The sequence below is a fragment of the Oceaniglobus trochenteri genome, from assembly GCF_020529025.1.
In the GTDB taxonomy this organism is placed as follows: domain Bacteria; phylum Pseudomonadota; class Alphaproteobacteria; order Rhodobacterales; family Rhodobacteraceae; genus Oceaniglobus; species Oceaniglobus trochenteri.
Genome location: NZ_JACNMM010000004.1, coordinates 349,492 through 374,551, shown reverse-complemented (window position 1 = coordinate 374,551; position 25,060 = coordinate 349,492). Strand labels below are relative to the sequence as shown.

The 25,060-nt window shown below is 66.8% G+C and carries 24 protein-coding genes and 1 pseudogene; 13 read left to right on the top strand and 12 right to left on the bottom strand.

Going from position 1 to position 25,060, the window contains the following annotated elements; all coding sequences use genetic code 11:
* Positions 1-11 precede the first annotated feature (11 nt).
* Positions 12-1,226: an MFS transporter gene (locus H7828_RS09235; RefSeq protein WP_226780727.1), complete on the top strand. Its 1,215-nt coding sequence runs from the start codon at positions 12-14 to the stop codon at positions 1,224-1,226.
* A 79-nt stretch (positions 1,227-1,305) separates the two neighbouring features.
* Here the strand turns inward: H7828_RS09235 and H7828_RS09230 are convergent, their stop codons facing one another.
* The 4 genes from H7828_RS09230 to cysS form a co-directional block, all read right to left on the bottom strand.
* On the bottom strand, positions 1,306-2,064 hold the full coding sequence (locus H7828_RS09230) for a squalene/phytoene synthase family protein (RefSeq protein ID WP_226780726.1): 759 nt from the start codon (positions 2,062-2,064) through the stop codon (positions 1,306-1,308).
* Complete coding sequence (locus H7828_RS09225; protein ID WP_226780725.1) at positions 2,061-2,768, bottom strand: class I SAM-dependent methyltransferase; 708 nt, start codon at positions 2,766-2,768, stop codon at positions 2,061-2,063. Before H7828_RS09225 ends, H7828_RS09230 begins: the two co-directional genes overlap by 4 nt.
* A complete protein-coding gene (gene cimA, locus H7828_RS09220; RefSeq protein WP_226780724.1) occupies positions 2,765-4,381 on the bottom strand; it encodes a citramalate synthase in 1,617 nt (538 codons plus the stop codon). Before cimA ends, H7828_RS09225 begins: the two co-directional genes overlap by 4 nt.
* Positions 4,382-4,532: 151 nt before the next feature.
* Complete coding sequence (gene cysS, locus H7828_RS09215) at positions 4,533-5,972, bottom strand: cysteine--tRNA ligase (protein ID WP_226780723.1); 1,440 nt, start codon at positions 5,970-5,972, stop codon at positions 4,533-4,535.
* A gap of 225 nt (positions 5,973-6,197) precedes the next feature.
* On the opposite strand from cysS, the gene H7828_RS09210 reads away from it, so the two are divergent.
* The 4 genes from H7828_RS09210 to H7828_RS09195 all read left to right on the top strand — a co-directional run bounded on the left by H7828_RS09210 (position 6,198) and on the right by H7828_RS09195 (position 9,516).
* Complete coding sequence (locus H7828_RS09210; RefSeq protein ID WP_226780785.1) at positions 6,198-6,557, top strand: MmcQ/YjbR family DNA-binding protein; 360 nt, start codon at positions 6,198-6,200, stop codon at positions 6,555-6,557.
* Positions 6,558-6,657: 100 nt separating this feature from the next.
* Positions 6,658-7,827 (top strand): pyridoxal phosphate-dependent aminotransferase, encoded by a 1,170-nt coding sequence (locus H7828_RS09205; protein ID WP_226780722.1) that lies wholly within the window; start codon positions 6,658-6,660, stop codon positions 7,825-7,827.
* Positions 7,824-8,639 carry an isocitrate lyase/PEP mutase family protein gene (locus H7828_RS09200; protein ID WP_226780721.1) on the top strand — a complete coding sequence of 272 codons (816 nt, stop codon included), beginning with the start codon at positions 7,824-7,826 and terminating at the stop codon, positions 8,637-8,639. The genes H7828_RS09205 and H7828_RS09200 overlap by 4 nt, the downstream gene beginning before the upstream one ends.
* A 40-nt stretch (positions 8,640-8,679) precedes the next feature.
* On the top strand, positions 8,680-9,516 hold the full coding sequence (locus tag H7828_RS09195) for a TPM domain-containing protein (RefSeq protein ID WP_226780720.1): 837 nt from the start codon (positions 8,680-8,682) through the stop codon (positions 9,514-9,516).
* Between the two features lie 23 nt (positions 9,517-9,539).
* On the opposite strand, the gene H7828_RS09190 is transcribed toward H7828_RS09195, so the two are convergent.
* On the bottom strand, positions 9,540-10,133 hold the full coding sequence (locus H7828_RS09190) for an outer membrane protein (protein WP_226780719.1): 594 nt from the start codon (positions 10,131-10,133) through the stop codon (positions 9,540-9,542).
* A gap of 258 nt (positions 10,134-10,391) precedes the next feature.
* On the bottom strand, positions 10,392-11,507 hold the full coding sequence (locus H7828_RS09185) for a Ppx/GppA phosphatase family protein (protein WP_226780718.1): 1,116 nt from the start codon (positions 11,505-11,507) through the stop codon (positions 10,392-10,394).
* Between the two features lie 234 nt (positions 11,508-11,741).
* Between H7828_RS09185 and H7828_RS09180 the strand changes: the two genes are divergently transcribed.
* The 8 genes and pseudogenes from H7828_RS09180 (at position 11,742) to H7828_RS09145 (ending at position 18,682) form a co-directional block, all read left to right on the top strand.
* On the top strand, positions 11,742-12,038 hold the full coding sequence (locus H7828_RS09180) for a virulence factor (protein ID WP_226780717.1): 297 nt from the start codon (positions 11,742-11,744) through the stop codon (positions 12,036-12,038).
* Positions 12,039-12,064: 26 nt separating this feature from the next.
* Complete coding sequence (locus H7828_RS09175) at positions 12,065-12,985, top strand: methylenetetrahydrofolate reductase (RefSeq protein WP_226780716.1); 921 nt, start codon at positions 12,065-12,067, stop codon at positions 12,983-12,985.
* Positions 12,986-12,994: 9 nt separating this feature from the next.
* Positions 12,995-13,648: an HAD family hydrolase gene (locus H7828_RS09170; RefSeq protein ID WP_226780715.1), complete on the top strand. Its 654-nt coding sequence runs from the start codon at positions 12,995-12,997 to the stop codon at positions 13,646-13,648.
* Positions 13,645-14,622 carry a methyltetrahydrofolate cobalamin methyltransferase gene (locus H7828_RS09165; protein WP_226780714.1) on the top strand — a complete coding sequence of 326 codons (978 nt, stop codon included), beginning with the start codon at positions 13,645-13,647 and terminating at the stop codon, positions 14,620-14,622. Before H7828_RS09170 ends, H7828_RS09165 begins: the two co-directional genes overlap by 4 nt.
* Positions 14,623-14,718: 96 nt before the next feature.
* Positions 14,719-15,405 carry a hypothetical protein gene (locus tag H7828_RS09160; RefSeq protein ID WP_226780713.1) on the top strand — a complete coding sequence of 229 codons (687 nt, stop codon included), beginning with the start codon at positions 14,719-14,721 and terminating at the stop codon, positions 15,403-15,405.
* A gap of 10 nt (positions 15,406-15,415) precedes the next feature.
* Positions 15,416-17,449, top strand: a complete 2,034-nt coding sequence (locus H7828_RS09155) for an ASKHA domain-containing protein (RefSeq protein ID WP_226780712.1) — start codon at positions 15,416-15,418, stop codon at positions 17,447-17,449.
* A gap of 117 nt (positions 17,450-17,566) precedes the next feature.
* Positions 17,567-18,127 (top strand): annotated as a pseudogene (locus H7828_RS09150) (fasciclin domain-containing protein); the annotation flags it as partial.
* Between the two features lie 21 nt (positions 18,128-18,148).
* Positions 18,149-18,682, top strand: a complete 534-nt coding sequence (locus tag H7828_RS09145) for a fasciclin domain-containing protein (protein WP_226780784.1) — start codon at positions 18,149-18,151, stop codon at positions 18,680-18,682.
* A gap of 66 nt (positions 18,683-18,748) precedes the next feature.
* Here the strand turns inward: H7828_RS09145 and H7828_RS09140 are convergent, their stop codons facing one another.
* From H7828_RS09140 to H7828_RS09115, 6 genes are all read right to left on the bottom strand, one after another.
* Positions 18,749-19,534 carry an FAD binding domain-containing protein gene (locus tag H7828_RS09140; RefSeq protein WP_226780711.1) on the bottom strand — a complete coding sequence of 262 codons (786 nt, stop codon included), beginning with the start codon at positions 19,532-19,534 and terminating at the stop codon, positions 18,749-18,751.
* A 99-nt stretch (positions 19,535-19,633) separates the two neighbouring features.
* The gene (locus H7828_RS09135) at positions 19,634-21,994 is read right to left on the bottom strand and encodes a xanthine dehydrogenase family protein molybdopterin-binding subunit (RefSeq protein ID WP_226780710.1); all 2,361 of its coding nucleotides are present in this window, start codon (positions 21,992-21,994) and stop codon (positions 19,634-19,636) included.
* A gap of 114 nt (positions 21,995-22,108) precedes the next feature.
* The gene (locus H7828_RS09130; protein WP_226780709.1) at positions 22,109-22,441 is read right to left on the bottom strand and encodes a VOC family protein; all 333 of its coding nucleotides are present in this window, start codon (positions 22,439-22,441) and stop codon (positions 22,109-22,111) included.
* Between the two features lie 4 nt (positions 22,442-22,445).
* Positions 22,446-22,931 (bottom strand): (2Fe-2S)-binding protein, encoded by a 486-nt coding sequence (locus H7828_RS09125; RefSeq protein WP_226780708.1) that lies wholly within the window; start codon positions 22,929-22,931, stop codon positions 22,446-22,448.
* Between the two features lie 111 nt (positions 22,932-23,042).
* Positions 23,043-24,026: a molybdopterin-binding protein gene (locus tag H7828_RS09120; protein ID WP_226780707.1), complete on the bottom strand. Its 984-nt coding sequence runs from the start codon at positions 24,024-24,026 to the stop codon at positions 23,043-23,045.
* Complete coding sequence (locus tag H7828_RS09115; protein ID WP_226780706.1) at positions 24,026-24,997, bottom strand: XdhC family protein; 972 nt, start codon at positions 24,995-24,997, stop codon at positions 24,026-24,028. Before H7828_RS09115 ends, H7828_RS09120 begins: the two co-directional genes overlap by 1 nt.
* Positions 24,998-25,060 lie beyond the last annotated feature (63 nt).

Below are 25,060 nucleotides of genomic sequence, written 5' to 3'. Positions count from 1 at the left end.
TGGGAGGGTTCATGACCCAAGCCAGCACCCCCAAAACCGCCATACGCAACGTCTGGATCCTTGTCGCCGCGCAGGCGATCCTGGGGGCGCAGATGCCCATGATCTTCACCATCGGGGGCCTTGCGGGCCAATCTTTGGCGTCGAACCTCTGTTTCGCCACCCTGCCGATTTCCATGATCGTGCTGGGCAACATGCTCTGCGCCACGCCGATGTCGGCCTTCATGCAGCGCCACGGGCGGCGCGCGGGATTCTGGCTGGGCACGCTGGGGGGGGCCATCGGCGCGGCCATCGGGGCCTGGGCGCTGGCGATTGCCAGCTTCCCGCTGTTTCTGGTCGGTTCGCTGTTCACCGGCATCTACATGTCGGCCCAGGGGTTCTATCGCTTTGCCGCCTCCGACAGCGCCGACGATGCCTTCCGGCCCAAGGCGATTTCCTATGTCATGGCGGGCGGGCTTTTCTCGGCCTTCGTCGGCCCGCAGCTGGTGAAGGTCACGGCCGATTCCATGGTGGTGCCTTTCCTCGGCAGCTACCTGGCCGTGATCGCGCTGAACGCCGTTGGCTCGCTTCTGTTCCTGGGGCTGAAGATCGCCCGCCCGCCCGTGCCGAAGGCGGGCGAGGATCTGGGCCGCAGCCGCTGGCAACTTCTGACCACCCCGCGCATCGCCGTGGCGATCATCTGTGCCATGGTGTCCTATGCCCTGATGAACCTGGTGATGACCTCGACACCGCTGGCCGTGGTCGGCTGCGGGTTCGACAAGAACAACGCCGCCGACGTCGTCTCGGCCCATGTGCTGGCCATGTTCATCCCCTCGTTCTTCACCGGCCACCTGATTGCCCGGTTCGGTGTCGAGAAGATCGTCGGCATCGGCCTTGTCATCCTTGCGGGCGCCGGAATCGTGGGGCTGTCGGGCGTCGCGCTCGAGAATTTCTTCGTCGCGCTGATCCTGCTGGGCATCGGGTGGAACTTCGGCTTCATCGGCGCCACCACCATGCTGGCTGGCGCCCATTCCCCGGCCGAACGGGGCCGCGTGCAGGGCATGAACGACATGATCGTCTTTGGCTGCGTCACCGTGGCCAGCCTGGCCTCGGGCGGGCTGATGAATTGTTCGGGCGGCACGCCCCAGGCCGGGTGGAGCGCGGTGAACTATGCCATGGTGCCCTTCCTCGTGCTGGCGGGTGGGTCGCTTCTGTGGCTGGTGCTGCGTGGACGCGGGCGCACCGCCTGACCCCGAACCGCCCGCCCCGCTGCGGGCGGCGGGATTGTGAGTATTTTCAGCAAGAAAGAGAGGGGCCCGCGCCTGCCCTTCAGATCCCGGTGATCTGCGCCTTCAGCAGGCTGGCGCGGCGGGCGAATTCGGATTCCGAAAGCCTGCCGTCCAGCACCGCCTGGGGATCACGCCGCGCGCGCGTCAGGATGCCCCGCGCCCGCCAGGCCGAAAGTGCCGCCCGGCGCAACGCCTTCGAGGCCACCGGCCGTGCCTTGGCCCCGGCCAGCAAGGCCAGATGTTCGCCCGCGAGGTCACGGATGCAAGACAAGGTCTCACCCGGCAGGGGCTGCCCCCCCTGGGCGATCAGGGCCGGCACCGCCAGAAGATAGTTCGCCGCCGCCCCGGCCTGGCCGATCAGATGGGCGCGCTCTTCATCCTGGCCGCCCAGGGCGCGGGTCGCCACCGCCATGAGCGTGCCGCCGGTGTCGCCAAGATAGCGTTCCAGGTCGCCACGCTGCGCGAAAGGCTCATCGCCGAGGTCGTGTTCGCGCGCGTCGATCAGGCGCCCCAGCCGCGCCGCGCCCTCGGCATCGATCACGCCGGCCAGGGGCACCACGACCTCGTGTCGCCGCACGATGCCCCCGGCCGCGATCTCGGCCAGGGCGTCGCGCCACCATTGCAGGCGCATCTGCGCAATCATCGGTTCCTTCGTCACCTGGGGGGCGCGGGCCACCTCGACGTTGAAGGCATAGAGCGGAAACAGCACCTGGCGCGCCGCGGGCGGCGCTGCCATGACCGCAAGAAACCGGTCAGGATCGCCCTTCAGGACGATCTCGGCGCAGGCCTGCACGCTCATGCGGGCTCGACCACCAGCAGGGCATAGGCGATCTCGTCGGGGGCGCTGCGCCAGAGGTCGATCTCGCGCTGGCCTTCGTCCAGCACCTCGATCAGGTCGGGGCTCGCGGTGGGGCGCAGCAGGTCGATGCGTGCCTGCATGGGGCGGTAATAGGCCTCCCATCCGGCGCCGACGATCATCCGGTGGTGCAGCACCCGGTATCCGGCCTTGCGCACCCGTACGACGATCCCGTCGTAATCGGTGATCTCGGGGTATTCGGCCCAGAACTCGGCCACCGCGCCCGAGGGCTTGCCCAGCAGGCAGGGTTCGGAGAAGGCCACCCGCCCCCCCGGCGCCAGCGCCCTTGTCCAGGCGTTCAGCCCCTCGGTCACGCCGACAAAGTAAAGCGCCCCGGCGCACCAGATCAGATCGTAGGGGCCGGAAATCTCGGTCATGTCGCCCTGTTCCACCGTCACCCGCGCCGGGAACTGCGACAGACGCGACCGGGCGGCCACTACGAAATGGCGCATCTTGTCGATGGCATGGACCGATCCCGCCGGGCGCGAGGCCGCCAGCGTCACCGCATCCGCCCCCGGACCGCAGGCCGCATCGCAGATGCGCGCGCGCAGCGGCGTCTTTGCCACATCCAGCGCCCATCGCACGTCGTCCGGCGTGCCGGGGCCTTCGCGCATCAGCCCGCTGTGTAACTGGAAGAAGGGTGTCATGCCCGGGCTCCGTCGCGCACCAGTTTCCAGTTCACGGCATCCAGCAGCGCCTGGAAGGACGCATCGACGATGTTGGGTGATACCCCCACCGTCGACCAGCGCCGCCCCTTGCTGTCTTCGCTGTCGATGATCACGCGGGTCACGGCCTCGGTCCCGCCCTGGGTGATGCGCACCTTGAAGTCCACCAGGCGCATGTCGTCGATATAGCCCTGATAGGGGCCCAGATCCTTGGCCAGCGCCTTGGAGAGCGCGTTGACCGGGCCACGGTCGCTGCCCGTCTCGTCCATGCTTTCGCTGACCGACAGCATCTTCTGATCGCCCACCTTCACCACCACCACCGCTTCCGACAGCGTGACCATGGTGTCGTACTTGTTCTTGCGCCGCTCGACGCTGACGCGATAGCGCTTCACCTCGAAGAAGCTGGGCAATTGGCCAAGGGCGGCCCGCGCGATCAGCTCAAAGCTGGCCTGGGCGCTGTCATAGGAAAACCCCTGGTCCTCGCGGGCCTTCACGTCGTCCAGGATGCGCCCCAGGGCCGGATCGCCCGGCGCCACCTCGATCCCCATGTCGGCCAGCCGGGCGCGCAGGTTCGACTGCCCGGCCTGGTTGCTCATCGGGACGATGCGGGCGTTGCCCACAAGGCCCGGGTCGATATGCTCATAGGTGGTGGGGTCTTTCAGGATCGCGCTGGCGTGCAGCCCGGCCTTGTGGGCAAAGGCCGAGGCGCCGACATAGGGGGCCGAGCGCTGTGGCACCCGGTTCAGGATGTCGTCCAGCATCCGCGCGCCCCGCGTCAACCCGGCCAGCGCGTCCTCACTCACCCCGATGTCGAAGTTCGAGCGGTAGGGTTCCTTCAACAGGAGGGTGGGAATCAGGCTGGTCAGGTTGGCATTGCCGCACCGCTCACCCAGCCCGTTCAGCGTGCCCTGCACCTGGCGCACCCCCGCATCCACCGCCGCAAGGGTCCCCGCCACGGCATTGCCCGTGTCGTCGTGGGTATGGATGCCCAGCCGATCGCCGGGAATGCCGGCGGCGATTACCTCGGTCACGATCCGCCCGATCTCGGCTGGCAGTGTGCCGCCGTTGGTGTCACACAGCACGATCCACCGCGCCCCGGCATCATGGGCGGCGCGCAGACACTCCAACGCATAGCCGGGGTTGGCAGCATAGCCGTCAAAGAAATGCTCGGCATCGAACAGCGCTTCGCGCCCTTCCCCCACCAGGTGTGCAACCGAGGCTGCGATGTTCTCGACATTCTCGGCCAGCGGTATGCCCAGCGCGGTGGTGACGTGAAACTCGTGGGTCTTGCCCACCAGGCAAACGGCCGGCGTGCCGGCATTCAGAACCGCCGCCAGAACATCGTCGTTGCCGGCCGACCGCCCCGATCGCTTGGTCATGCCAAAGGCGGTGAACTTGGCGCGCATGCGGGGTGCTTCGTCAAAGAAGGCCGAATCCGTCGGGTTCGCCCCGGGCCAGCCGCCTTCGATGTAATCCACGCCCATGGCATCCAGCATCGCTGCAATGCGCAGCTTCTCGGGCGTCGAGAACTGCACGCCCTGGGTCTGCTGACCGTCGCGCAGCGTGGTGTCGTAAAGGTAAAGCCGCTCTGTCACCCCCGCCCCCCATCTTTGGTCGTCAAATATCCTCGGGGGGAGTCGGCGCAGCCGACGGGGGGCAGACAGCCCCCCTTTCCCCGCGCGCCGAAGGGCGCGCCATTCCTTTGGGCACTATGGCGGGCGCACTCGGGCGACTGGTCGCAGAGGTTCACTGCATCCCCTCCAGCACCGTAGCGTCAAATCCGGGCCCGGGCACCCATGTGGCCTGCCCGCCCACGTCGCTCACCTGCACGCCTGCCGCGTTCAGCAGGTCGCGCAACCGGTCGGCCTCGGCCCAGTCCTTTGCCGCGCGCGCCGCCTGGCGCTGCATCAGCAGCCTCTCGACGACACCCTCCACCCAGGCCGGATAGGCCCTGTCCGAAGGCGCAACCCCCGCCAGATCGCCCAGCGCGTCCCAGTCCGACACCAGCCCCAAAAGCTCCAGCCCATGGGCCAGCCCCGCCAGGGCGGGGGCCGTGTGCCCCTTGGCCAGCACATGCAGACGGGCCAGGGCGCCGGGGGTATTCAGGTCGTTGGCCAGCACGCCCAGAAACTCGGCATCGGGGCGCCAGTCGCCCGAGGCCTTCAGCGCCGCCACCATCCGCGCGCAATAGCCGTGCTGGTGCAGCACCGCGGCCCAGCGGCGCAGGGTCGCCTCGGCTTCGGCGCGCTTGGCGTCGGTCCAGTCCATGGGCTTGCCGTAATGGGTCGACAGGAACACCAGCCGGATCACCGGGCCGGGAATGCCCCGCTCCAGCAGGTCGCGCACGGTGAAGAAGTTCCCGAGCGACTTGCTCATCTTCTTCCCCTCCACCAGCAGCATCTCGTTGTGCATCCAGATGCGGGCGAAATCGCTGCCCGGATGGGCACAGCGGCTTTGGGCGATCTCGTTCTCGTGGTGCGGGAACATCAGGTCATTGCCCCCACCGTGAATGTCGAAATCCTGCCCCAACAGGTCATCCGCCATGGCCGAGCATTCTATATGCCAACCCGGACGGCCCCGCCCCCAGGGGCTGTCCCATCCGGGCAGATCCTCAGGCGAGGGCTTCCACATGACGAAATCCATCGGATCGCGCTTGTAGGGGGCCACCTCGACCCGGGCACCGGCGATCATGTCGTCCACGCTGCGCCCCGAAAGCGCGCCGTAGTCGGCATAGCTTTCGACCGAGAACAGGACATGCCCCTCGGCCTCGTAGGCGTGGCCCGAGGCGATCAGCCCCTCGATCATCGCGATCATCTGCGCGACATAGCCGGTGGCGCGGGGGGTATGGGTCGGGGTCAGGTTGCCCAGCGCCGCCATGTCGTCAAGATACCAGCGGGCGGTTTCGTCGGTGATCTCGCCGATGCTGCGCCCGGTCTGTTTGGCGCGGGCGTTGATCTTGTCGTCCACGTCGGTGATGTTGCGCACATAGGTGACATGGGCCGCGCCGTAGATCTGGCGCAGCAGGCGGAACAGCACGTCGAAAACGATGACGGGGCGCGCGTTGCCCATGTGCGCCCGGTCATAGACGGTGGGGCCGCAGACATACATCCGCACGTTTTCGGGGTCGATCGGCGTGAACGTCTCGCGGCGGCGTGTCTTGCTGTTGTGCAGGCGTATCTCGGTCATGTGCCGTCCCTCGTGGTGCGCAGTGGTGCTGCGTTGCCGCGGGCTTAGCAACATCGGATGTGATTGAAAACAGAAAGACCGGCCCGCGCGGATATGTCAGCGGGTAATACAGCGGGCGATATGTGCGTTCTTGGTCATGGCGGCATGTCTACCACCACCCCGAAGGCGCGGCAAGGTGCGCGCTTTTCGTTGCCAGGCAAGGCAACCGCTGGCACCCTGCCCGGCATGGACCGCTCCAACCTCACCCGCATCTGCAAGGCGCTGCCCGGCGCCACATGCTCCGACCCCTGGGGCGGGGGCCACGACGCCTGGAAGGTCGGCGACAAGATGTTCGCGCTGGTGGGCGCACAGGATCTAGGCGTGTCGGTGAAATGCGCCGACACGGAAACCGCGCAGATGCTGATCGAGGTGGGGCTAGCCGTGAAGGCGCCCTATATCCACCGCTCCTGGGTCCTGCTGACATGGGAGGGCCTGGCCGAGGACGAATTGCGCCACCGGGTCGAAACCTCCTACGATCTGATCCGCGCGGGGCTGCCCAAGAAGGTGCAGGCCGCGCTGGACAAGGCGCCCCATCACCCTTCGTGACATGACGCATCACGAAATTTCCGCCCCCTGCCCGGCGCCCGAGGTTTGACAAACCGCGCGCGGCAATGTCCCACTCCGGCGCAGCAACGCCGGAGGATTCATGCAGCTGTCACGACGTATCACCGGTATCCTGACCGACGGCGACGACGGCTGGAGCGTGTTCTACCGCGCCCGCGCGATGATCGCCGCGGGCCGGCCGGTGACCGAACTGACCATCGGCGAACACGACATCCGCACCGACCCGACGATTCTGGCGGCGATGGAGGCTTCGGCGCGGGGCGGGCATACCGGTTATGCCGCCGTGCCCGGCACCGAAGCCCTGCGCGCCGCCGTGGCCGCCCGGGTGCAGGCGCGCACCGGCGTGGCGACCGGCCCGCAGAACGTGCTGATCACACCGGGCGGGCAATCGGCGCTGTTTGCCGCGCACCTGGCGGCCTGCGATCCGGGGGATCGGGCGCTGTTCATCAACCCCTATTACACCACCTATCCCGGCACCCTGCGCGCGCTGGGGCTTGACCCGGTGGCGGTGGAAACCGACTCGGCCCGCGCCTTCCGCCCCACGGCGACGCAGATCGACGGTCAGGCCGATGGCGCCCGGTCGCTTCTGATCAATACGCCCAACAACCCCACCGGCACGATATACGACCACGCCACGCTTCAGGGCATCTGCGATGTCGTGCAGGCGCGTGACCTCTGGCTGATCAGTGACGAGGTTTACGACACCCAGGTCTGGGAGGGCGAACACCTGTCGCCCCGCGCCCTGCCCGGCATGGCCGATCGAACCCTGGTCGTCGGCTCGATGAGCAAGAGCCACGCCATGACCGGCAGCCGCATCGGCTGGATCGTCGGGCCGCCCGGCGCCATCGCGCGGATCGCTGACCTGGCCGTCAACACCACCTATGGCGTGCCCGGATTCATCCAGGATGCCGCCTGCTTTGCGCTGGAACAGGGCCGCGACCTGGAAGACCGCATCGCCGCCCCCTTCGCCCGCCGCCGCGCCATCGCCGCGCAGGTTCTGGCCGGGCAGGACGTGGTGCGCGCCCTGCCCTCGCAGGGCGCCATGTACCTGATGCTCGACATTCGCGCGACGGGGCTGAGCGGTGTGGATTTCGCCCTGCGCCTGCTGGAACGGCACAGTGTCGCCGTGATGCCCGGCGAAAGCTTCGGCAGTTGCGCGGCAGGCCATCTGCGCGTGGCGATGACCGTTGATGACGATGCCTTTGCCGATGCCCTGACAACCCTTGCGGATTTCGCGAAAGGCCTGACATGAGCGATGCCCCCACCGCCACCTTCCATGCCCTGCACCGCCCCGGCGCGCCCTTCATCCTGGCCAATGCCTGGGATGCGGGCAGTGCGCGGATGCTGGTGGCCCTCGGGGCGCGGGCCATCGCCACCTCGTCGGCGGCCCATGCCTTTACTCTGGGCCGTCCCGATGGCCAGGTCACCCGCGACGAGGCCATGGCCCACGCGCAGGATATGATGGCTGCCGTGACGGTCCCCGTTTCGGGCGATTTCGAGAACGGCTGGGGCGATGACCCCGACACCGTGGCCGAAACCGTCCGCATGGCGGGAAAGATCGGCCTTGCCGGCATCTGCATCGAGGATGTGTCGCTGGGCGGTTCATCGGCCTATGATCGCGACCTTGCCGTGGAACGCATCCGCGCCGGTGCCGCCGCAGCGCGGGCGCTGGGGCGCGATTTCGTGCTGATGGCGCGGGCCGACGGTGTGATGACAGGCCACTACGCCCTGCCCGAGGCGCTAAAGCGGGTGCGCGGTTTCGAAGAAGCGGGCGCCGATGGCATCTATGTGCCCATGCCCGGCACCCCCGCGGATCTGCGCGCCGTGGTCGCCGCCACCAGCCTGCCGGTGAATGCGCTGGCCGCCGGGCCCTTTGCCGCCCTGTCGCTGGCGGAATTCGCCGCGATGGGGGTGGCGCGCGTCTCGCTCGGGTCGGCGCTTGCGCGGGTGACGCACCGCGCGATTCACGACAGCGCCCGCGCCATGTTCGAGGACGGGGATTTTTCGCCCCTCGGCAAGGGAATGCCCGGCGGCGCCGTCGACGATCTGTTGCGCGGCGCCTGAAAACCGTGGCATGACCGCGCTGATTTCAAGGAGCCATGCCATGTCCCGCCTGCCCGCCGCGCTTCTTGCGCTGACGCTGCTTGTCGCGCCGCTTCACGCCCAGGTCTACCCCGAACCGGCAAGCCCCTATGTCAACGACTTCGCGGATCTTCTGCCCGAGGAAGACGAAGCCGCCCTGGCCCGCCAGCTTGAGGGCCTGCGCGACGAACACGATATCGAGATGACCGTCGTCACCATCCTGCGCCGTGCCGATTACGGCCAGAGCGACACCATCGAAGAATTTGCCACCGGGCTGTTCAATGCCTGGGGGGTCGGAGATTCGCGCCGCAACGACGGTGTGCTGGTGCTGGTCGCCCGCGAGGACCGCGAAATGCGGATCGCGCTCGGCTCGGGCTATTCGTCGGACTGGGATTGGCAGGCGCGGCTGGTAATCGACGACTATTTCCTGCCGTCGTTTCAGGCCGACAACTATCTGCGCGGCATCCTGACCGGCACCACCCAGACAATCGAGCAGGTCGTGCTCCCCCATGCGGCGGGGCAGGAACCGGTGGGCCAGGGCGGTTACAACCCGCTGATCCTGTTCGGGGGACTTTTCGCGCTGATCCTGGGCATCGGGATGCGCCGCCAGATCCGCGATGTGCTGACCCGCTTTCGCCGCTGCCCCAACTGCGGGCGGCGCGGCTTGCGCGCCAGCCGCGACATTCTGGTGGAACCGGGCGATCACACAAACGGAACCGGGCAGCGCGATCTGCGCTGCCCGGCCTGTGGCCATCACGACCGTTCGACCTATGTCATCGCGGCAATCAAGGATTCACCGGATTCGGGATCGTTCGGCGGTGGCAGTTCATCGGGTGGCGGTGCCTCGGGGCGCTGGTAATCCGCGCCCCGGGCCCTGCCCGATCAGAAGCGGTAGTTGACGTTGGCGCCGACAGTGGTGATACCGATGTCGTCACCGGTACCGTTGATGTCTTCGAAACGGCTGTGGTTCACTTCACCGCCAAGGCTGACGCTGTCGGTGAGCATGTAATCGACGCCCGCACCCAGCAGGTAACCGGTTTCGTCGTAATCGGTGCCAAGGTAGGTGCCGCTGGACTGCGCCGCGCCCACGGTGCCGTAGATCAGGGTGCGGCCAACGTCATAGCCGCCCTTCAGCTTCAGCGTGTGCAGCGTGTCGGCATTGCCTGCGCCACCGTCAAATTCGACGTCCGCGGCATTCAGGCCCAGCTCGCCACCCAGGACGAACTGACCGAAGTCGTAGAGGTAACCGGCCTGCACACCGCCCACGGCGCCGTTGCCGTCGACATCCTGGTTGGCGCCGCCATAGGCGAGGTTGGCACCGACATAGCCGCCGGTCCAGTCACCGCCCGAAAACGCGGGGGCGATCACGGGTGCGGGCGCGGGGATGACGGCTTCGGGTTCGGGGGCGTTCATGCCGCCGGCCAGGGCGGGGGCGCTGACGAGTGCGGCGATGGCCGTTGTGGTAAGGAATTTCATGTCTCTGCTCCAGGTTCGTGAATATCGGGCAACGTCTTCTGCGCCGCCGCTGTGTACATAGGACATGGGAGCGCCGAATGTTCCCCCCTGCCCGTTCACGAAAAATTAATCGGCTGTTTCATGCCGTTAGCGGAAATCCGCAGAATGCCCCGGCGTCATTCCGCCAAGGGCCGGGGCGCGGGCCGCACCTGCGGGACGCCTCCGGCGGGAGTATTTCGGGCAAGAAAGAGAAGACAGGGCGCCCAAGGGTCGCGAGGGTCAGTATGGCCCGTCCTCAAGCACGCCATCTGCCGACATCTGCGAATAAAGCAGCCCCTCGCGCAGGCCCCTGTCGGCCACGGAAAGCCGGTTGGTGGGCCAGACCCGCAGCAGCGCCTGGAGAATCGCCGCGCCCGACATGATGAGCGTGTGGCGATCGCGCCCGATGCGCGGATCGGTGCGCCGCCCCTCGGGCCCGAGGGCCAGGTATTCGCGGATCACCTTGTCGATCTGCTCGGACGTCATGCGCAGCCCGTCCACGCGGTTGCGATCATAGCGGCGCAACCCCAGGTGGCTGGCCGCCACGGTGGTGACGGTGCCCGAGGTGCCGATGATCTGGAATTTATCGACCGCCTGTTCCTTGGCGTAGGGCGCGAAATCGGCCAGGTTCTCTTCGAAGAACCAGCTCATCAATGCGAAGCGGGCGGCGTCGTTCTTCACGTCGTCGAACTGGTCACGCAGGGTGGCGACCCCCAGCGGCACGCTGATCCAGTCGACGACCCGGGCCGCCGCGAAAGGCGAGGCCTGGTCGGGCAGGAACCCCGAGTGCAGGCGCATGATCGCCTTGGGCCGTTCGATGCGCGGCACGCGGGTGAGGTCGATCCAGACCAGTTCGGTGCTGCCGCCGCCGATATCCACCACCATCAACTGTTCGGTCTTGGTGCTGACCAGGGGCGCGCAGGAGATGACGGCCAGGCGCGCCTCTTCCTCGGGTTCGATGATTTCAAGCGCCAGGCCGGTTTCGCGTTTGACCATGGCCATGAACTGCGCGCCGTTGGTGGCGCGCCGGCAGGCCTCGGTCGCGACAAGGCGCATCCGTTCCACGCGGTGCTTCTTCAGCTTCTTGGCGCAGATTCGCAGCGCCTGTACCGTGCGCGCCATCGAGCTGCGCGACAGCCGCCCCGATGCCTCGAGCCCGAGGCCAAGCTGCACCGACTTCGAAAAGCTGTCCACGACATGAAACTGGGTGCCCTTGGGTTGGGCAATCAGCATGCGGCAACTGTTCGTGCCGAGATCCAGCGCCGCGTAGAGCGCGGCGGGATCGGATTTCAAGGTGCCGGGTGGCTCGACCGGGATCGGGAACGCGCCCGCACCTTTGGGACGCTCGGGCGCCATTGCGTCGCCCTCCATTTGGTTGCCCGCAGCCTAGAACGGGGCGCGCCCCGGCGCAAGGCGGCTGCGCGCCCGGCTCATAATCATCGTGAGAATTTTGCGCCCTGCGCCCGGTGGCCCCCCGCCGCCGCCGGGCGTAGAAGAAAGGCGTCGCGGAACAGGCACCAGAGGTCGAAAACCGCCCCTGACAGGCAGGCCGCGACGCGTATGAGGGGCAAGGGTGAGGGAGCATTATCCATGGCGGACGTCACGATCGTATATTGGCGCGATATTCCGGCGCAGGTCATCGTCGGCAAGGGCCGGCGGGCCACCAAGCGGCCGCTGGCCGAACGGTTCGAACAGGCCATCGACCGCGCCGCGATGAAATCGGGCGCCGCCGAAACCGACGCCTATCTTGCCGAATGGCGCAAGGCCGAACCCTACAGTGTCGAAGGTGACGATGCAGAGGTCGCAAAGAACGAGGCGGCCCGCATCGAAGCCGAATACGACAAGGACAGGATCCTGCAACTGATCGAAAACCACGGCCGGGCCTGATGCCCCGCCGGATATGGGAGGCCACGATGGCGCTTTTGAACTTTCGCCGCAAGACTGCCACCGCCCCCCGGTCCGGGGACCTGGAGCCGTTCCTGAAAGGTTACTCCATCGAGGTGATGCCGCGCACCGCCAGGTCGGTCGAGGATTTCCGCGCCCTTCTGCCCCGGGGCACCCGCGTCTATATCGCCCATATCGACGGAACCCCGATCGACGACATGGTGGCCACGGCGCGCCGCCTGGCCGATGACGGATACGCGGTGATGCCGCATTTCCCCGCGCGCATCATCCGCGACCGCGCCACCCTTGCCGACTGGGTCGCGCGTTATCGCGGCGAAGCGGGGGTGGATCAGGCGCTGCTGCTGGCGGGTGGCGTGGCCGCGCCGGTGGGGGATTATCACTGCTCCATGCAATTGCTGGAATCGGGCGCCTTCGACGGGTTCAAGCGCCTGCATGTGGCCGGCCACCCCGAGGGCAACCGCGACATCGACCCCGACGGCGGCATGAAGAACGTCGAAGACGCCCTGCGCTGGAAACAGCGGTTCAGCGAAACCACCGACGCGCAGATGGCGCTGACCACGCAGTTCTGCTTCGAAGCCGCGCCGGTGATCGCCTGGGCCGATGCCATGCGCGCGGCGGGTGTCACGCTGCCGATCCATATCGGGGTGGCCGGGCCCGCGAAGCTTCAGACGCTGATCAAGTTCGCCATCGCCTGCGGGGTCGGGCCTTCGCTGCGGGTCTTGCAAAAGCGGGCAATGGATGTGACCAAGCTGCTGCTGCCCTATGAGCCGACAGATTTCGTCGCTGATCTGGCAGCCCACAAGGCCGCCAATCCCGGTTTCAATATCGAACAGGTGCATTTCTTCCCGCTGGGCGGGATCAAGGCCAATGCCACCTGGGCCATGGACAATGCCGGCGCCTCGGGCGTTCCGGCCGCAATGGCAGGCTGAGTCAGACACATGCAGGCAATTCTATTCGACCTTGACGGCACCATGGTGCATTCCGACCCCGTGCATGCGGCGGTCTTCGTCGACCTGATGGCCGATTACGGCCAGACGATCGACGCGTCCTATTACGTTTCGCATCTTCACGGGCGGCTGAACGTCGATATCTTCGCGCAGCTTCTGCCCGATGAAGACCCCCACGCCATGGCCGACCACAAGGAAGCCATGTATCGCGAACGCCTGGACGAGGTGAAGATCATCCCCGGCCTGCCCGCCTTTCTGGACAAAGCCCGGGCGCGGGGCGTGAAGCTGGGCGTGGTGACGAACGCGCCGCGGCTGAACGCCATCGCCGTGCTGAAGGCCGTGGGCCTGGCCGATGCCTTCGACACCGTGGTCATCGGCGACGAATGCGCCCGGGGCAAGCCCGACCCCCTGCCCTATCTTACCGGGCTGGCCAATCTTGGCGCCGAGGCCGCCCATGCCTTCGCGCTGGAGGACAGCCCCAGCGGCATCAGCGCGGCGAAGGGCGCCGGGCTTTACACCTTCGGGGTCCGTTCCAGCCTGGGGACCGACACGCTGCTTGGCGCCGGGGCGAATGACACCATCGACGATTACAACGACACCGCGCTCCACACCTACCTGGACCGCCTGACAGGAGCCTCCGCATGACCAGAACCGTCATCGAATCCAAAACGAAAACCGTGGTCATCGGCTTTGACGAACCGTTCTGCGTGATCGGCGAACGCATCAACCCCACGGGCCGCAAGAAGCTGGCCGCAGAACTTGAGGCGGGGGATTTCACCACCGTCGAAAAGGACGCGCTGGAGCAGGTGGCCTGCGGCGCCATGGTGCTTGACGTGAACTCGGGCGCCGTCTTCACCAACAAGATGGCCGAAGATCCGCGCTATGCCGACAACAACTTTGTCGAACCCCCCCTGATGCGCGAGCTGATCACGCGGATCCAGGCCCTGACCGATGTGCCGCTGTGCATTGATTCCTCGGTGCCCGGCGCACTTCAGAACGGGCTTGAGGTGGCCGAGGGCCGCCCGCTTCTGAACTCGGTCACCGGCGAAGAGGAACGCCTGGAACTGGTGCTGCCGCTGGTCAAGAAATACAACGTGCCCGTGGTGGCGATTTCCAACGACGACACCGGCATTTCCGAAGACCCCGACGTGCGCTTTGCCGTGGCAAAGAAGATCGTCGAACGCGCCGCCGATTTCGGCATTCCGGCCCATGACATCGTGGTCGATCCGCTGGTGATGCCCATCGGGGCCATGGCCTCGGCCGGTCAGCAGGTCTGGGAACTGGTGCGCCGGTTGCGCAATGAATTGGGCGTGAACACCACCTGCGGTGCGTCGAACATTTCCTTCGGCCTGCCCCACCGTCACGGGATCAACGGCGCCTTCCTGCCCATGGCGATCACCGCGGGCATGACCAGCGCCATCATGAACCCCATGCGCCCGCAGGAGATGGAGGCGATCCGCGCTGCCAACTTCCTGATGAACCACGACCCCAACGGCGCCCAGTGGATCGCCTTCACCCGGATCATGGATGCGGTGAACGAAGGCGCATCCTTTGCCGAAGCCAGCAAGGCATCGTCGGATTCGGGCGCGGGGCGCGGTGGCCGACGCCGCCGCAGGTAACGGTTGTCGCCATGCCCCGGCTGATCGGTTGTCATCGCGCTGCTTTGACGCTCAACTGTGCCTTGGTGCGCACCCCCGCGCCAAGGAGCCGCAAGCGTGAGCAGACCGACACCACCGCCCCTTCCCGTCTCGCTGCGCCGCATCGCGTTGCGGGTGCTGGTGCTGGCGCTTCTGGCCTGGGGCATCCACATGGCCATGGGCCTGGCCGGCGATGTTCTGGCCCTTGTCCCGCAAGAGCATCAGGGCGGCCTGCGCCTGGCGCTGGTGCTCTCGGCGCTGGTTCTCTATGCGCTGCTGATCGCGGTACCCTTCGTGCCGGGCGTCGAACTTGCCCTGATGCTGATGTGGCTGGGCGGCGCGCAGATGGCGCCGGCGGTCTATGTCTTCACCCTCGCCGGGCTTTTGATGGCCTATCTGGCGGGGCGGTTCCTGCCACTGCACCTGCTGCGCCGCTTCTTCCTCGATCTCAGGCTGGTGCGGGCCTGCGCGCTGATCGACCGGGTGGCGCCGCTGTCGCGGCCCCGCCGCCTTGCCCTGCTGCGCCAGAACCTGCCCCGTCGGCTGGGCGGGCTGGCCGTGCGCTGCCGCTATGTGACGCTGGCCGTGCTGTTGAACATTCCCGGCAATGCCCTGATCGGCGGCGGTGGCGGGATCTGCCTTGTCGCCGGGCTGAGCGGGCTGTTCGGCCTGCGGGCCATGGCGCTGACCCTTGCGGTCGTCGTTCTGCCCGTGCCACTGGCGGTCTGGGTCTTCGGGCCATCGCTGATCGCCTCACCGTTGTGAAAGAAACCCCATGACCGACCCCCTTGTCATCTTCACGCCTTCGGGCAAACGCGGCCGTTTTCCCACCGGCACCCCCATCCTGACCGCCGCGCGCCAGCTGGGCGTCGACCTGGATTCGGTCTGCGGCGGGCGCGGGATCTGCAGCAAGTGCCAGGTGTCGCCCGGCTATGGCCAGTTCTCCAAGCACGGGGTCACGGTGGCCCCCGATGCCCTGTCCGAATGGAACAGCGTCGAGGAACGCTATGATTCCATCCGCGGCCTGCCCAAGGGGCGGCGCCTGGGATGCCAGGCGACGGTTCAGGGCGACGTGGTGATCGACGTGCCCCCCGAAAGCCAGGTCCACAAGCAGGTGGTCCGCAAGGAGGTGACGGCCCGCGACATCCGCATGGACCCGGCAACCCGTCTCTATTTCGTCGAGGTTGCCGAGCCTGACATGCACGAACCCTCGGGCGATCTGCAAAGACTGTCCGAAGCGCTTGAAGCGCAATGGCAGACCGGCCCGGTCAGCGCCAGCCTGCCGCTGCTGCGCAAGCTGCAACCGACCCTGCGCGCGGGCAACTGGCAGGTGACCGTCGCGCTTTACCAGGGCCACGACGACGCCGCGCCACGGATCACCGACATCTGGCCGGGCCTTTACGAGGGTGGGCTTTACGGGCTGGCGGTCGATCTGGGGTCAACCACCATCGCCGCGCATCTGTGCGATCTGCGCACCGGCGCCGTCCTGGCGGCGGGCGGGCGGATGAACCCGCAGATCCGCTTTGGCGAAGACCTGATGAGCCGGGTCAGCTATGTGATGATGAACCCCGGTGGCGATCTGGAGATGACCCGCGCCGTGCGCGACGCCATCAACGCCCTGGCCGGAGAGATCGCGGCCGAGGCAGGGGCCGATCCGGCGATGATCGTCGAGACGGTGATCGTCTGCAACCCGGTGATGCACCACCTTCTGCTGGGGATCGACCCGGTGGAACTGGGCCAGGCGCCCTTCGCGCTGGCCACCTCGGATTCGCTCGCGCTTGACGGCTCCGACCTTGACCTTGCCGCGCTGCATCCGGCCGCCTCGGTCTATATCCTGCCCTGCATCGCCGGGCATGTGGGGGCCGATTCAGCCGCCGTTGCCCTGTCCGAGGAACCGGGCAAGCAGGATGCGCTGACCCTGATCGTCGACGTGGGCACCAACGCCGAAATCCTGCTGGGCAACCGCGAAAGGGTGTTGGCCTGTTCCTCGCCCACCGGCCCGGCCTTCGAGGGCGCGCAGATTTCCAGCGGCCAGCGCGCCGCCCCCGGCGCCATCGAAAGGGTGGAAATCGACCCGGTCAGCAAGGAACCCCGCTTCCGGGTCATCGGCTGCGATCTGTGGTCCGACGGACCGGGGTTCGACGAGGCGACAAGGGCCACCGGCATCACCGGCATCTGCGGTTCGGGCATCATAGAGGCGATTGCCGAAATGCGCATGGCGGGCCTTGTGGACGCGCGCGGCCTGAACGGTTCGGCCGAACAGACCGGATCGGCCCGGATGGTTCCCGAAGGGCGCACCCACTCCTACCTGCTGCACGAATCTTCCGACGGCCGCCGGATCACGGTGACCCAGGGCGACATTCGCGCGATCCAGCTGGCCAAGTCCGCACTTTACGCCGGCGCGCGGTTGCTGATGGACGAATTCGGCGTCGACAAGGTGGAACGTGTCGTGCTCGCCGGGGCCTTCGGCGCCCACATCAGCCCGAAACACGCCATGGTTCTGGGCATGATCCCCGACGCCCCGCTCGAGCACGTCCGCAGCGCGGGCAACGCGGCGGGCACCGGCGCGCGCATCGCCCTGCTGAACCGCGCCGCCCGGGCCGAGATCGAATCGACGGTGCACCGGATCACCAAGGTGGAAACGGCGATCGCGCCGAAGTTCCAGGAGCATTTCGTCAACGCCAACTCGCTGCCCCATGCCACCGATCCCTTCCCCGAGCTGAACCGGATCGTCGCCCTGCCCGACCTGTCGTTCAACACCAGCGGCGACGGCAGCGAAGGCGGGCGTCGGCGCAGGCGGCGCGGCTGAGCTCATCGCCCGCCCATGGCGGGGCCGGATTATTTTCGTGCCCCGCGAAACTCTTGGCGCACAGGTTCCGTGGTTTCGACCAGAAGGCAGACAGGCTGCCATACCCGGAGGAACCCCATGTTGCGCTCGATCCTTAAGACCACCACGCTGATTGCCACCCTGGCTGCAGCCCCCGCATTTGCCGATAGCCACGCCGAAACCGGCAACCCCATGGTGGGCGGCGCCGCGATGTTCGCCGACAAGAACATCGTCGAAAATGCCCTGAACTCGGCCGATCACACCACCCTGGTGGCCGCGGTCAAGGCCGCCGGCCTGGTGGAAACCCTGATGGGCGAAGGCCCCTTCACCGTTTTCGCCCCCACCAACGCCGCCTTCGACGCCCTGCCCGACGGCACCGTCGAAACCCTGCTCAAGCCTGAAAACAAGGACATGCTGACCAAGATCCTGACCTGCCATGTCGTCGGCGCCAATGCCATGTCCGATGCCATCCGCGGGATGATCGACGATGACGGCGGCAACCACCCGGTTCCCACTCTTGGCGGCTGCACGCTTCAGGCGAAATACGATGGCGACATCATCACCCTGACCGACGAAACCGGTGGCGTGGCCACGGTGACGATCGCGGACGTGAAACAGTCGAACGGCGTGATCCACGTGATCGACAAGGTGCTTCTGCCCGGCGAAAAGAAGGCCGACGCGATGGAGACCACGATCGAAATGGCCGATGAAAAGATGGCCGAGGGTGACAACCCCATGGTGGGCGGCGCACCGATGTTCGCCGACAAGGACATCATCGACAACGCCGTGAACTCGGCCGATCACACAACGCTCGTCGCCGCCGTCAAGGCCGCAGGCCTGGTGGAAACCCTGAAAGGTGAAGGCCCCTTCACCGTCTTCGCCCCCACCAACGCCGCCTTCGACGCCCTGCCCGCCGGCACCGTCGAAACCCTGCTCAAGCCCGAAAACAAGGACATGCTGACCAAGATCCTGACCGCCCACGTGGTTTCAGGCAAATGGTCGGCCCAGGACATCGTGGCCCAGGCGAAGAAATCGCGCGACGGTTTCTACCACTTCCAGGCCGTCTCGGGCGATGCCCTCTCGGCCAAGGTCACGCCCTCGGGCGCCGTATATATCTTCGATGAAAGCGGGAACGCGTACGAAGTCACGATTGCCGATGTGAACCAGTCAAACGGCGTGATCCACGTGATCGAAGGTGTGCTGCTGCCCAAGTAAAAGGGCACCGCAGCACCAACTGGACCGCCCGCCTTTCGGTGGGCGGTCTTTTTCATGTAGCGACGGTCAGGCGGCGGCCGAAACGGCCCGCCCGGTCAGCACCTTGATCAGATGGGCGCGATAGGCGGCACTGCCGTGCATGTCCCCGATCAATCCATCGGCGGACGCGGCAAGATCGCCCAGGGCATCGGCGCTGAAATTGCCCGAAAGCGCCTCTTCCGCCTCGCGCCAACGGAACACACCGCCTTCCGAGGCCCCGGTGACCCCCACGCCAACCCCATCCGCTCCTTTGGCGACAAAGACCCCCACCAGCGGAAAACGCGATGCCGGCTGCGCGAACTTCTGATAGTTCGATTTCTCCGGAATCGGCAACTTCACCTCGGTGACGATCTCGCCTTCCTCCAGCGCGGTGGTGAACATGCCCTGAAAGAAATCGTCGGCGGCAATCTCGCGCCGGTCGGTCACAATCGTCGCACCGGTCGCCAGAAGCGCGGCCGGATAGCAGGCCGAGGGATCATTGTTGGCGACCGAACCGCCAATCGTGCCGCGGTTGCGCACCGCCGGATCGCCGATCCGCGCCGCCAGACCGGCAAGGCCCGGAAAATCGCCCTGCTCGGCGATGGCCCGGTGCACGGTCCCCCCGCCGATGCACAGCCGACCGGCATCGTCCTTCGAAATTCCCTTGATCGCGTCGATCCCGGTCAGCGACACCAGCTTGCCGGGCATGGCCAGCCGGGCTTTCAGCGTCGGGATCAGGGTCTGCCCGCCGCCCAGCGCCTGCGCGTCCTCGTCCTTCAGCGCGGCAACCGCCTCGTCCACCGTCGTGGGGCGCTCCATCTCGAATGCATACATGTCGTTCTCCTCGTGCCGGACGGGGCAAAACCCCTGGCTTCTTCTTTGTCCAAATACTCAATTTCCGACGCCCGCCACAGGCAGGACGCCGGATTGTCCTCACTGCATCGCCGCCCAGACCCGCGCGGGCGACAGCGGCATGTCGATATGGGTAACATCCTTGCCCGCCCTTTGCAGCGCATCCACCACGGCATTCACCACCGCCGGGGGCGAGCCGATGGCCCCCGCCTCGCCACAGCCCTTCACGCCCAGCGGATTATGGGTACAGGGGGTCTGGCAGGAATGATCGACGGTGAACATGGGCATGTTGTCGGCACGCGGCATGGCATAGTCCATGTAGCTGGCCGAGGTCAGTTGGCCGTTCTCGTCGTAGATGCAGCTTTCCAGCAGCGCCTGCCCGATCCCCTGGGCAATGCCGCCATGCACCTGCCCATCGACGATCATCGGGTTGACGATATTGCCGAAATCATCCGCCGCGGCGAACCGCTCGACGGTCACGCGCCCGGTGTCGGGATCGACCTCGACCTCGCAGCAATAGGCGCCGGATGGATAGGTAAAGTTGTTGGGGTCGTAGAACGCCGTCTCCTCCAGCCCCGGTTCCATGTCCTTCAGCGGATAGTTGTGCGGCACATAGGCCGCCAGGGTCACATCACCCCAGGCCAGCGACTTGTCGGTGCCCGCAACGGTGAACTGGCCGTCCTTCAACTCGATGTCCTGATCGCTGGCCTCCATGATATGCGCGGCGATCTTCTTGGCCTTGGCGATGATCTTTTCCGTCGCCCGCACCATGGCGCTGCCCCCCACGGCCAGGGAACGCGAGCCGTAGGTGCCCATGCCCATGGGCGTGTTGGCGGTGTCGCCGTGGACGATCTCGACCATGTCCTCGGGGATGCCGATCATGTCGGCCACCACCTGCGGGAAAGAGGTTTCATGGCCTTGCCCGTGGGAATGGCTGCCGGTCATCACCACCAACCCGCCAGTGGCGTTCACCCGGACGGTCGCGCTTTCGTAAAGCCCGGCGCGTGCGCCCAACTGGCCCACGAGGTTCGAGGGCGCGATGCCGCAGGCCTCGATATAGCAGTTCACGCCAAGACCGCGCAGCATCCCCTTCTCGGCGCTCGCTGCGCGACGCTTCTCGAAGCCCTTGATGTCGGCGATCTCGATCAACTTGTCCATGGTGGCGTGGTAATCGCCGGTATCGTATTCCACCGCGACCGGGGTGGCATAGGGAAACTCGGTGATGAAGTTCTGACGGCGCAGCTCGATCGGATCGCGCCCGGTTTCGCGTGCCGCCTTGTCGATCACCCGCTCCAGCTGATAGGTCGCCTCGGGCCGCCCGGCGCCGCGATAGGCGTCCACGGGCACGGTGTTGGTGAAGACCGCCTTGACGTTCACATAGATCAGCGGCGTTTTATAATTCCCCGCCATCAGCGTGCCGTGCAGCCAAGTGGGCACCGAGGGCGCGAAGGTCGACAGATAGGCGCCCATGTTCGCATAGGTTTCGGTGCGCAGGGCGGTGAACATGCCGTCCGCATCCATGGCCAGTTCGATCTTGGTCACATGGTCGCGCCCGTGGGCGTCGCTCATGAAGGCTTCGGAACGCGAAGCGGTCCATTTCACGGGGCGGCGGCATTCCTTGGCGGCCCAGGTGCAAAACGCCTCTTCGGCATAGTGGAAGATCTTGGTGCCGAACCCGCCGCCCACATCGGGCGCCACGACCCGCAGCTTGTGTTCCGGTATGCCCAGCACGAAGGCCCCCATCAGCAGGCGGATCACATGGGGGTTCTGCGAGGTGGTATAGAGCGTGTAATCGCCCGTGCCCTTTTCCCACTGGCCCACGGCGACGCGCGGTTCCATGGGGTTGGCCACTAGGCGGTTGTTCACCAGTTCCAGGGTGGTGACATGGTGGGCCGACTTGATCGCTTCGTCTACTGCCGCGCGGTTGTCCTCGACAAACCCCCAGTCATAGCAAAGGTTGCTGGTCAGGTCGTCATGCACCTTGGTGGCGCCCTCCTGCACCGCCTTCTTCATGTCGATCACGGCGGGCAGTTCCTCGATGTCCACGACGATTGCCTCGGCGGCGTCGCGGGCCTGGGACAGGGTGTCGGCCACCACGGCGCAGATCGGATCGCCCACGTGGCGCACCTTTTCATGGGCCAGGACCGGGTGCTTGGGTTCCTGCATGGGGTTGCCTTCGCGGTCGGTCACGCACCAACCACAGGGCAGCCCGCCGATGGCTGCGAAATCCTCGCCGGTGAAGATGCGCACGACGCCCGGCATTTCGGCCGCCTCCGAGGTATCGACCGAGCGGATGCGCCCATGCGCCACGTCCGAACGCAGGAAATAGACATGCGCCTGTCCGGCAATGTTGATGTCGTCGGTATAGCGCCCGTCGCCCGTCAGAAACCGCACATCCTCGCGCCGTTTCGGGCTGGCGCCAATTCCATGATCCTTCGGCATCGCTTTTCCTCCCAGAAAGCCGGGGGTCGCCCCCCTTTCACACCCGCCGGGGCCATCTGCGCGGCCCCTGCTCTTTCTTGCCAAAAATACTCAAATCCGGCATCTGCACCCCGCCTAGCCCTTTGCGGCAGGTTCCATCAGTCCGAACCGAAGGCCGCGCGGATCGCTGCATTGGGCAAAGCGGCCAAAGCCCGGCTCCTCCACGATCCCGCCATGCTGCACCCCGCCGGAAATGCGCACCTTGTCCAGCGTCGCGTCCAGATCGCGCACCGGCAGGAACACGGCCATCGCAGGCACCTCTTCCTTGTGCAGCCCGATCTGGCCCTCGCCGGACTCGAACCACCCCTGCCCCAGCTCGCCCTGCCAGTCCCACCCAAGGGCGGCGACGAAGAAATCGCGCGTCGCGGCCAGATCGTCGGACCCCAGTTCGAAGAAGGGCGCGGGCATGGGTTTATTCCGCCGCGACTGCCGGCATTTCCTGCCCGCTTGCGGCCAGGATCGCCTTGACGATGTTGTGATAGCCGGTGCAGCGGCAGAAGTTCCCCTCGAGATACTTGCGGATCTCGTGTTCGCTGGGCTTGGGGTTGTCCTTCAGAAGGGCAGCCGCGCTCATCACCATGCCGGGGGTGCAGAAGCCGCACTGAAGCCCGTGGTGATCCTGGAACGCCTGCTGGATGGTGCCAAGGCTGCCATCGGCATTGGCCATGCCCTCGATCGTGGTCACCTCGGCGCCCTCGGCCTCGGCCGCGAACATGGTGCAGGCCTTGACCGCCGCGCCGTCCACGTGAACCACGCAGGCGCCGCACTGGCTGGTGTCACAGCCGACATGGGTGCCGGTCAGCCCCTGGTCGTTGCGCAGAAAGTCCACCAGCAGCGTGCGCCCTTCAACTTCGCCACTCACGGCGCGGCCGTTCACCCGCATCGAAACCTTTGACATCGCAGTTCTCCCTGATCTTGCTTGGCCAGAGTTAAGCACGGGTCATGGCGATTGAGAACCACTCTTTTCGCTTGACAGAGCGGGCCGCCAGGCACCGCCAAGGCGCCCCGATCACCCCTCGCGCGGGCGGGGGCGGGTCGGGATTTCCTTCAGCAGGCCACCTACCCCCATGCCCATGATATCGTCGCCCGTCACCGACAGCCCGCAGACAACCCTTTGCAGAACCCAGTCCGCCCCGTTCAACGCGGGCGAGCGGACACAGCCCGGCAGGCCGATCACCGGACGCCCCGCCAGATCGCCCAGAAACAGCAGGTTTCCCGGATCGACCGGCATTCCATAGTGATGCACCCGTCCCCCGGCCCGGCGCAGCGCGGCGGGTGCCACATCGGCCGCGTCCGAGGTGGCGGTGGCGGTCAGGATCAGGATCACGTCGCCCTGCGCGTTGCCGATGGCCTCGGCCAGGGGGGCCTCGTCATGGGGCACGCGGACAGGTTGGGCCATGGCAACGCCCAGCGCCGTCAGGCGGTCGGCGATGGCACGCGCGCCCTTCTCGCCCAGATCCTTGCCGCCCGTGGTTTCGATGAAGGCGGCCTTGCGCAATGCCGTGGTCGCCAGCGACAGCGCGCCGCCCGCCAGCGCCTCGGCCCGCGCCAGCGCGCCACCCTCTACGGCATAGGGAATGATCTTGATGGTGGCGATCATCATGCCCTCGTCGGCCCAGTGGAAGGGCGGCAGCGTGGCCACGGTGATCGCCGGGTCCAGCCGGTTGATGGCGTCGATCGCCCCGGTGTCGATCTGCACAACCCCGCCCGCCTTGGCATAGAGGTTCACCCGCCCCGTCGCGGCCTTCGAGACACGCAGCGCCCTGCCGCCCTCGATCAGGGCCGCGGCAAGGCGGGCGGCGGCGGTATCCTCGTGCACGTCGGTGTCGTCCAGCTGCGCGACGGTGACGGTTTCGATCCCCGCGTCGCGCAGGTGGGCGATGTCGTCGCCATCCAGCCACCGCCCCTTGCGCAGCCGGCCCTTGGGCAGATCGACGGAATGGGCCAGGATCGCGCCTTCGGCCCGGTCAAGCGGAACGGCAGCGAACCGCATCAGCCTTGCCGCAGGCGTTGGGTGATCTCGGCCAGGACCGCCACGGCGATCTCGGCGGGGCTGCGCGCGCCGATGTCCAGCCCCACGGGCGCGTGGATGCGGGCAATGGCGTCATCGTCAAAGCCCTGCTCGCGCAGGCGGTCGACCCGTTTTCCATGGGTCCGCTTCGAGCCGAGCGAGCCGATATAGAACACCTCGGATTTCAGGGCGGTCACGATGGCCGGATCGTCGAGCTTCGGATCATGGGTCAGGGTGACGACAGCGGTGCGCGGATCAAGCCCATGGGCCGCGAGGGCGGCATCGGGCCAGTCGTGGATCAGGGTTTCGCCCGGAAAGCGCGCCGGAGAGGCAAAAGCCTCGCGCGGGTCCACCAGCACGGCGTCATAGCCCACCATCCGCGCCATCTGCATCAGGGGCTGGGCGATGTGAACGCCCCCCACCACCACCATGCGCAGAGGCGGGTTATGGATGCCGACGAAGGTGTCGCCATCCTCTTCAAAGCCCGAGCGATCCAGCCGGAACCGGTCGGGAAAAGCGGCGCGCCCGACCAGGCGGCGCGACCAGTCGGCGGTGTTGACGACATAGCCCACCTGTTCGCGCGCGGCGCGCCGTTTCACAAGGTCGGCGAGCAGGTCTTCGGGCAGATCGCGGCCCACCGGTTCCACCAGAACCCGGATGCGCCCGCCGCAGGCCAGACCCACGGCAAAGGCCTCGTCATCGCTGACCCCGAAATCGAGGATGCGCGCGCCGCCCTCCTCCACCGCTTCCAGCGCCTCGACCACGACGGCCCCTTCGACACAGCCGCCCGACACGCTGCCCGCGATGTCGCCCGCGCCCGAGATCGCCAGTTGGCTTCCCACCGGGCGCGGGGCCGAGCCCCAGGTTTCGATGACCGTGGCCAGGGCGGCGCCGGTTCCGGCGCGGTGCCACTTCAGCGCGGTTTCGGGGATGTCGTCAAATCCGGGGTTCATCGTGCGATCCTTCTTTGCGAATGGCCCGATCATGTGCCAGCCCGCGTCGGGTGTCCAGCCGGG

What these genes read in the sequence shown, in the direction of transcription:
- H7828_RS09125 (WP_226780708.1), bottom strand. Translation starts at nt 22,931, where the DNA reads ATGTCAAAGGTTTCGATGCGGGTGAACGGCCGCGCCGTGAGTGGCGAA.
- H7828_RS09205 (WP_226780722.1), top strand. Translation starts at nt 6,658, where the DNA reads ATGCAGCTGTCACGACGTATCACCGGTATCCTGACCGACGGCGACGAC.
- H7828_RS09235 (WP_226780727.1), top strand. Translation starts at nt 12, where the DNA reads ATGACCCAAGCCAGCACCCCCAAAACCGCCATACGCAACGTCTGGATC.
- H7828_RS09175 (WP_226780716.1), top strand. Translation starts at nt 12,065, where the DNA reads ATGGCGCTTTTGAACTTTCGCCGCAAGACTGCCACCGCCCCCCGGTCC.
- H7828_RS09165 (WP_226780714.1), top strand. Translation starts at nt 13,645, where the DNA reads ATGACCAGAACCGTCATCGAATCCAAAACGAAAACCGTGGTCATCGGC.
- H7828_RS09140 (WP_226780711.1), bottom strand. Translation starts at nt 19,534, where the DNA reads ATGTATGCATTCGAGATGGAGCGCCCCACGACGGTGGACGAGGCGGTT.
- H7828_RS09120 (WP_226780707.1), bottom strand. Translation starts at nt 24,026, where the DNA reads ATGCGGTTCGCTGCCGTTCCGCTTGACCGGGCCGAAGGCGCGATCCTG.
- H7828_RS09155 (WP_226780712.1), top strand. Translation starts at nt 15,416, where the DNA reads ATGACCGACCCCCTTGTCATCTTCACGCCTTCGGGCAAACGCGGCCGT.
- H7828_RS09180 (WP_226780717.1), top strand. Translation starts at nt 11,742, where the DNA reads ATGGCGGACGTCACGATCGTATATTGGCGCGATATTCCGGCGCAGGTC.
- H7828_RS09130 (WP_226780709.1), bottom strand. Translation starts at nt 22,441, where the DNA reads ATGCCCGCGCCCTTCTTCGAACTGGGGTCCGACGATCTGGCCGCGACG.
- H7828_RS09225 (WP_226780725.1), bottom strand. Translation starts at nt 2,768, where the DNA reads ATGACACCCTTCTTCCAGTTACACAGCGGGCTGATGCGCGAAGGCCCC.
- H7828_RS09195 (WP_226780720.1), top strand. Translation starts at nt 8,680, where the DNA reads ATGTCCCGCCTGCCCGCCGCGCTTCTTGCGCTGACGCTGCTTGTCGCG.
- H7828_RS09135 (WP_226780710.1), bottom strand. Translation starts at nt 21,994, where the DNA reads ATGCCGAAGGATCATGGAATTGGCGCCAGCCCGAAACGGCGCGAGGAT.
- H7828_RS09230 (WP_226780726.1), bottom strand. Translation starts at nt 2,064, where the DNA reads ATGAGCGTGCAGGCCTGCGCCGAGATCGTCCTGAAGGGCGATCCTGAC.
- H7828_RS09185 (WP_226780718.1), bottom strand. Translation starts at nt 11,507, where the DNA reads ATGGCGCCCGAGCGTCCCAAAGGTGCGGGCGCGTTCCCGATCCCGGTC.
- cysS (WP_226780723.1), bottom strand. Translation starts at nt 5,972, where the DNA reads ATGACCGAGATACGCCTGCACAACAGCAAGACACGCCGCCGCGAGACG.
- H7828_RS09145 (WP_226780784.1), top strand. Translation starts at nt 18,149, where the DNA reads ATGGAGACCACGATCGAAATGGCCGATGAAAAGATGGCCGAGGGTGAC.
- H7828_RS09115 (WP_226780706.1), bottom strand. Translation starts at nt 24,997, where the DNA reads ATGAACCCCGGATTTGACGACATCCCCGAAACCGCGCTGAAGTGGCAC.
- H7828_RS09210 (WP_226780785.1), top strand. Translation starts at nt 6,198, where the DNA reads ATGGACCGCTCCAACCTCACCCGCATCTGCAAGGCGCTGCCCGGCGCC.
- H7828_RS09170 (WP_226780715.1), top strand. Translation starts at nt 12,995, where the DNA reads ATGCAGGCAATTCTATTCGACCTTGACGGCACCATGGTGCATTCCGAC.
- H7828_RS09190 (WP_226780719.1), bottom strand. Translation starts at nt 10,133, where the DNA reads ATGAAATTCCTTACCACAACGGCCATCGCCGCACTCGTCAGCGCCCCC.
- H7828_RS09200 (WP_226780721.1), top strand. Translation starts at nt 7,824, where the DNA reads ATGAGCGATGCCCCCACCGCCACCTTCCATGCCCTGCACCGCCCCGGC.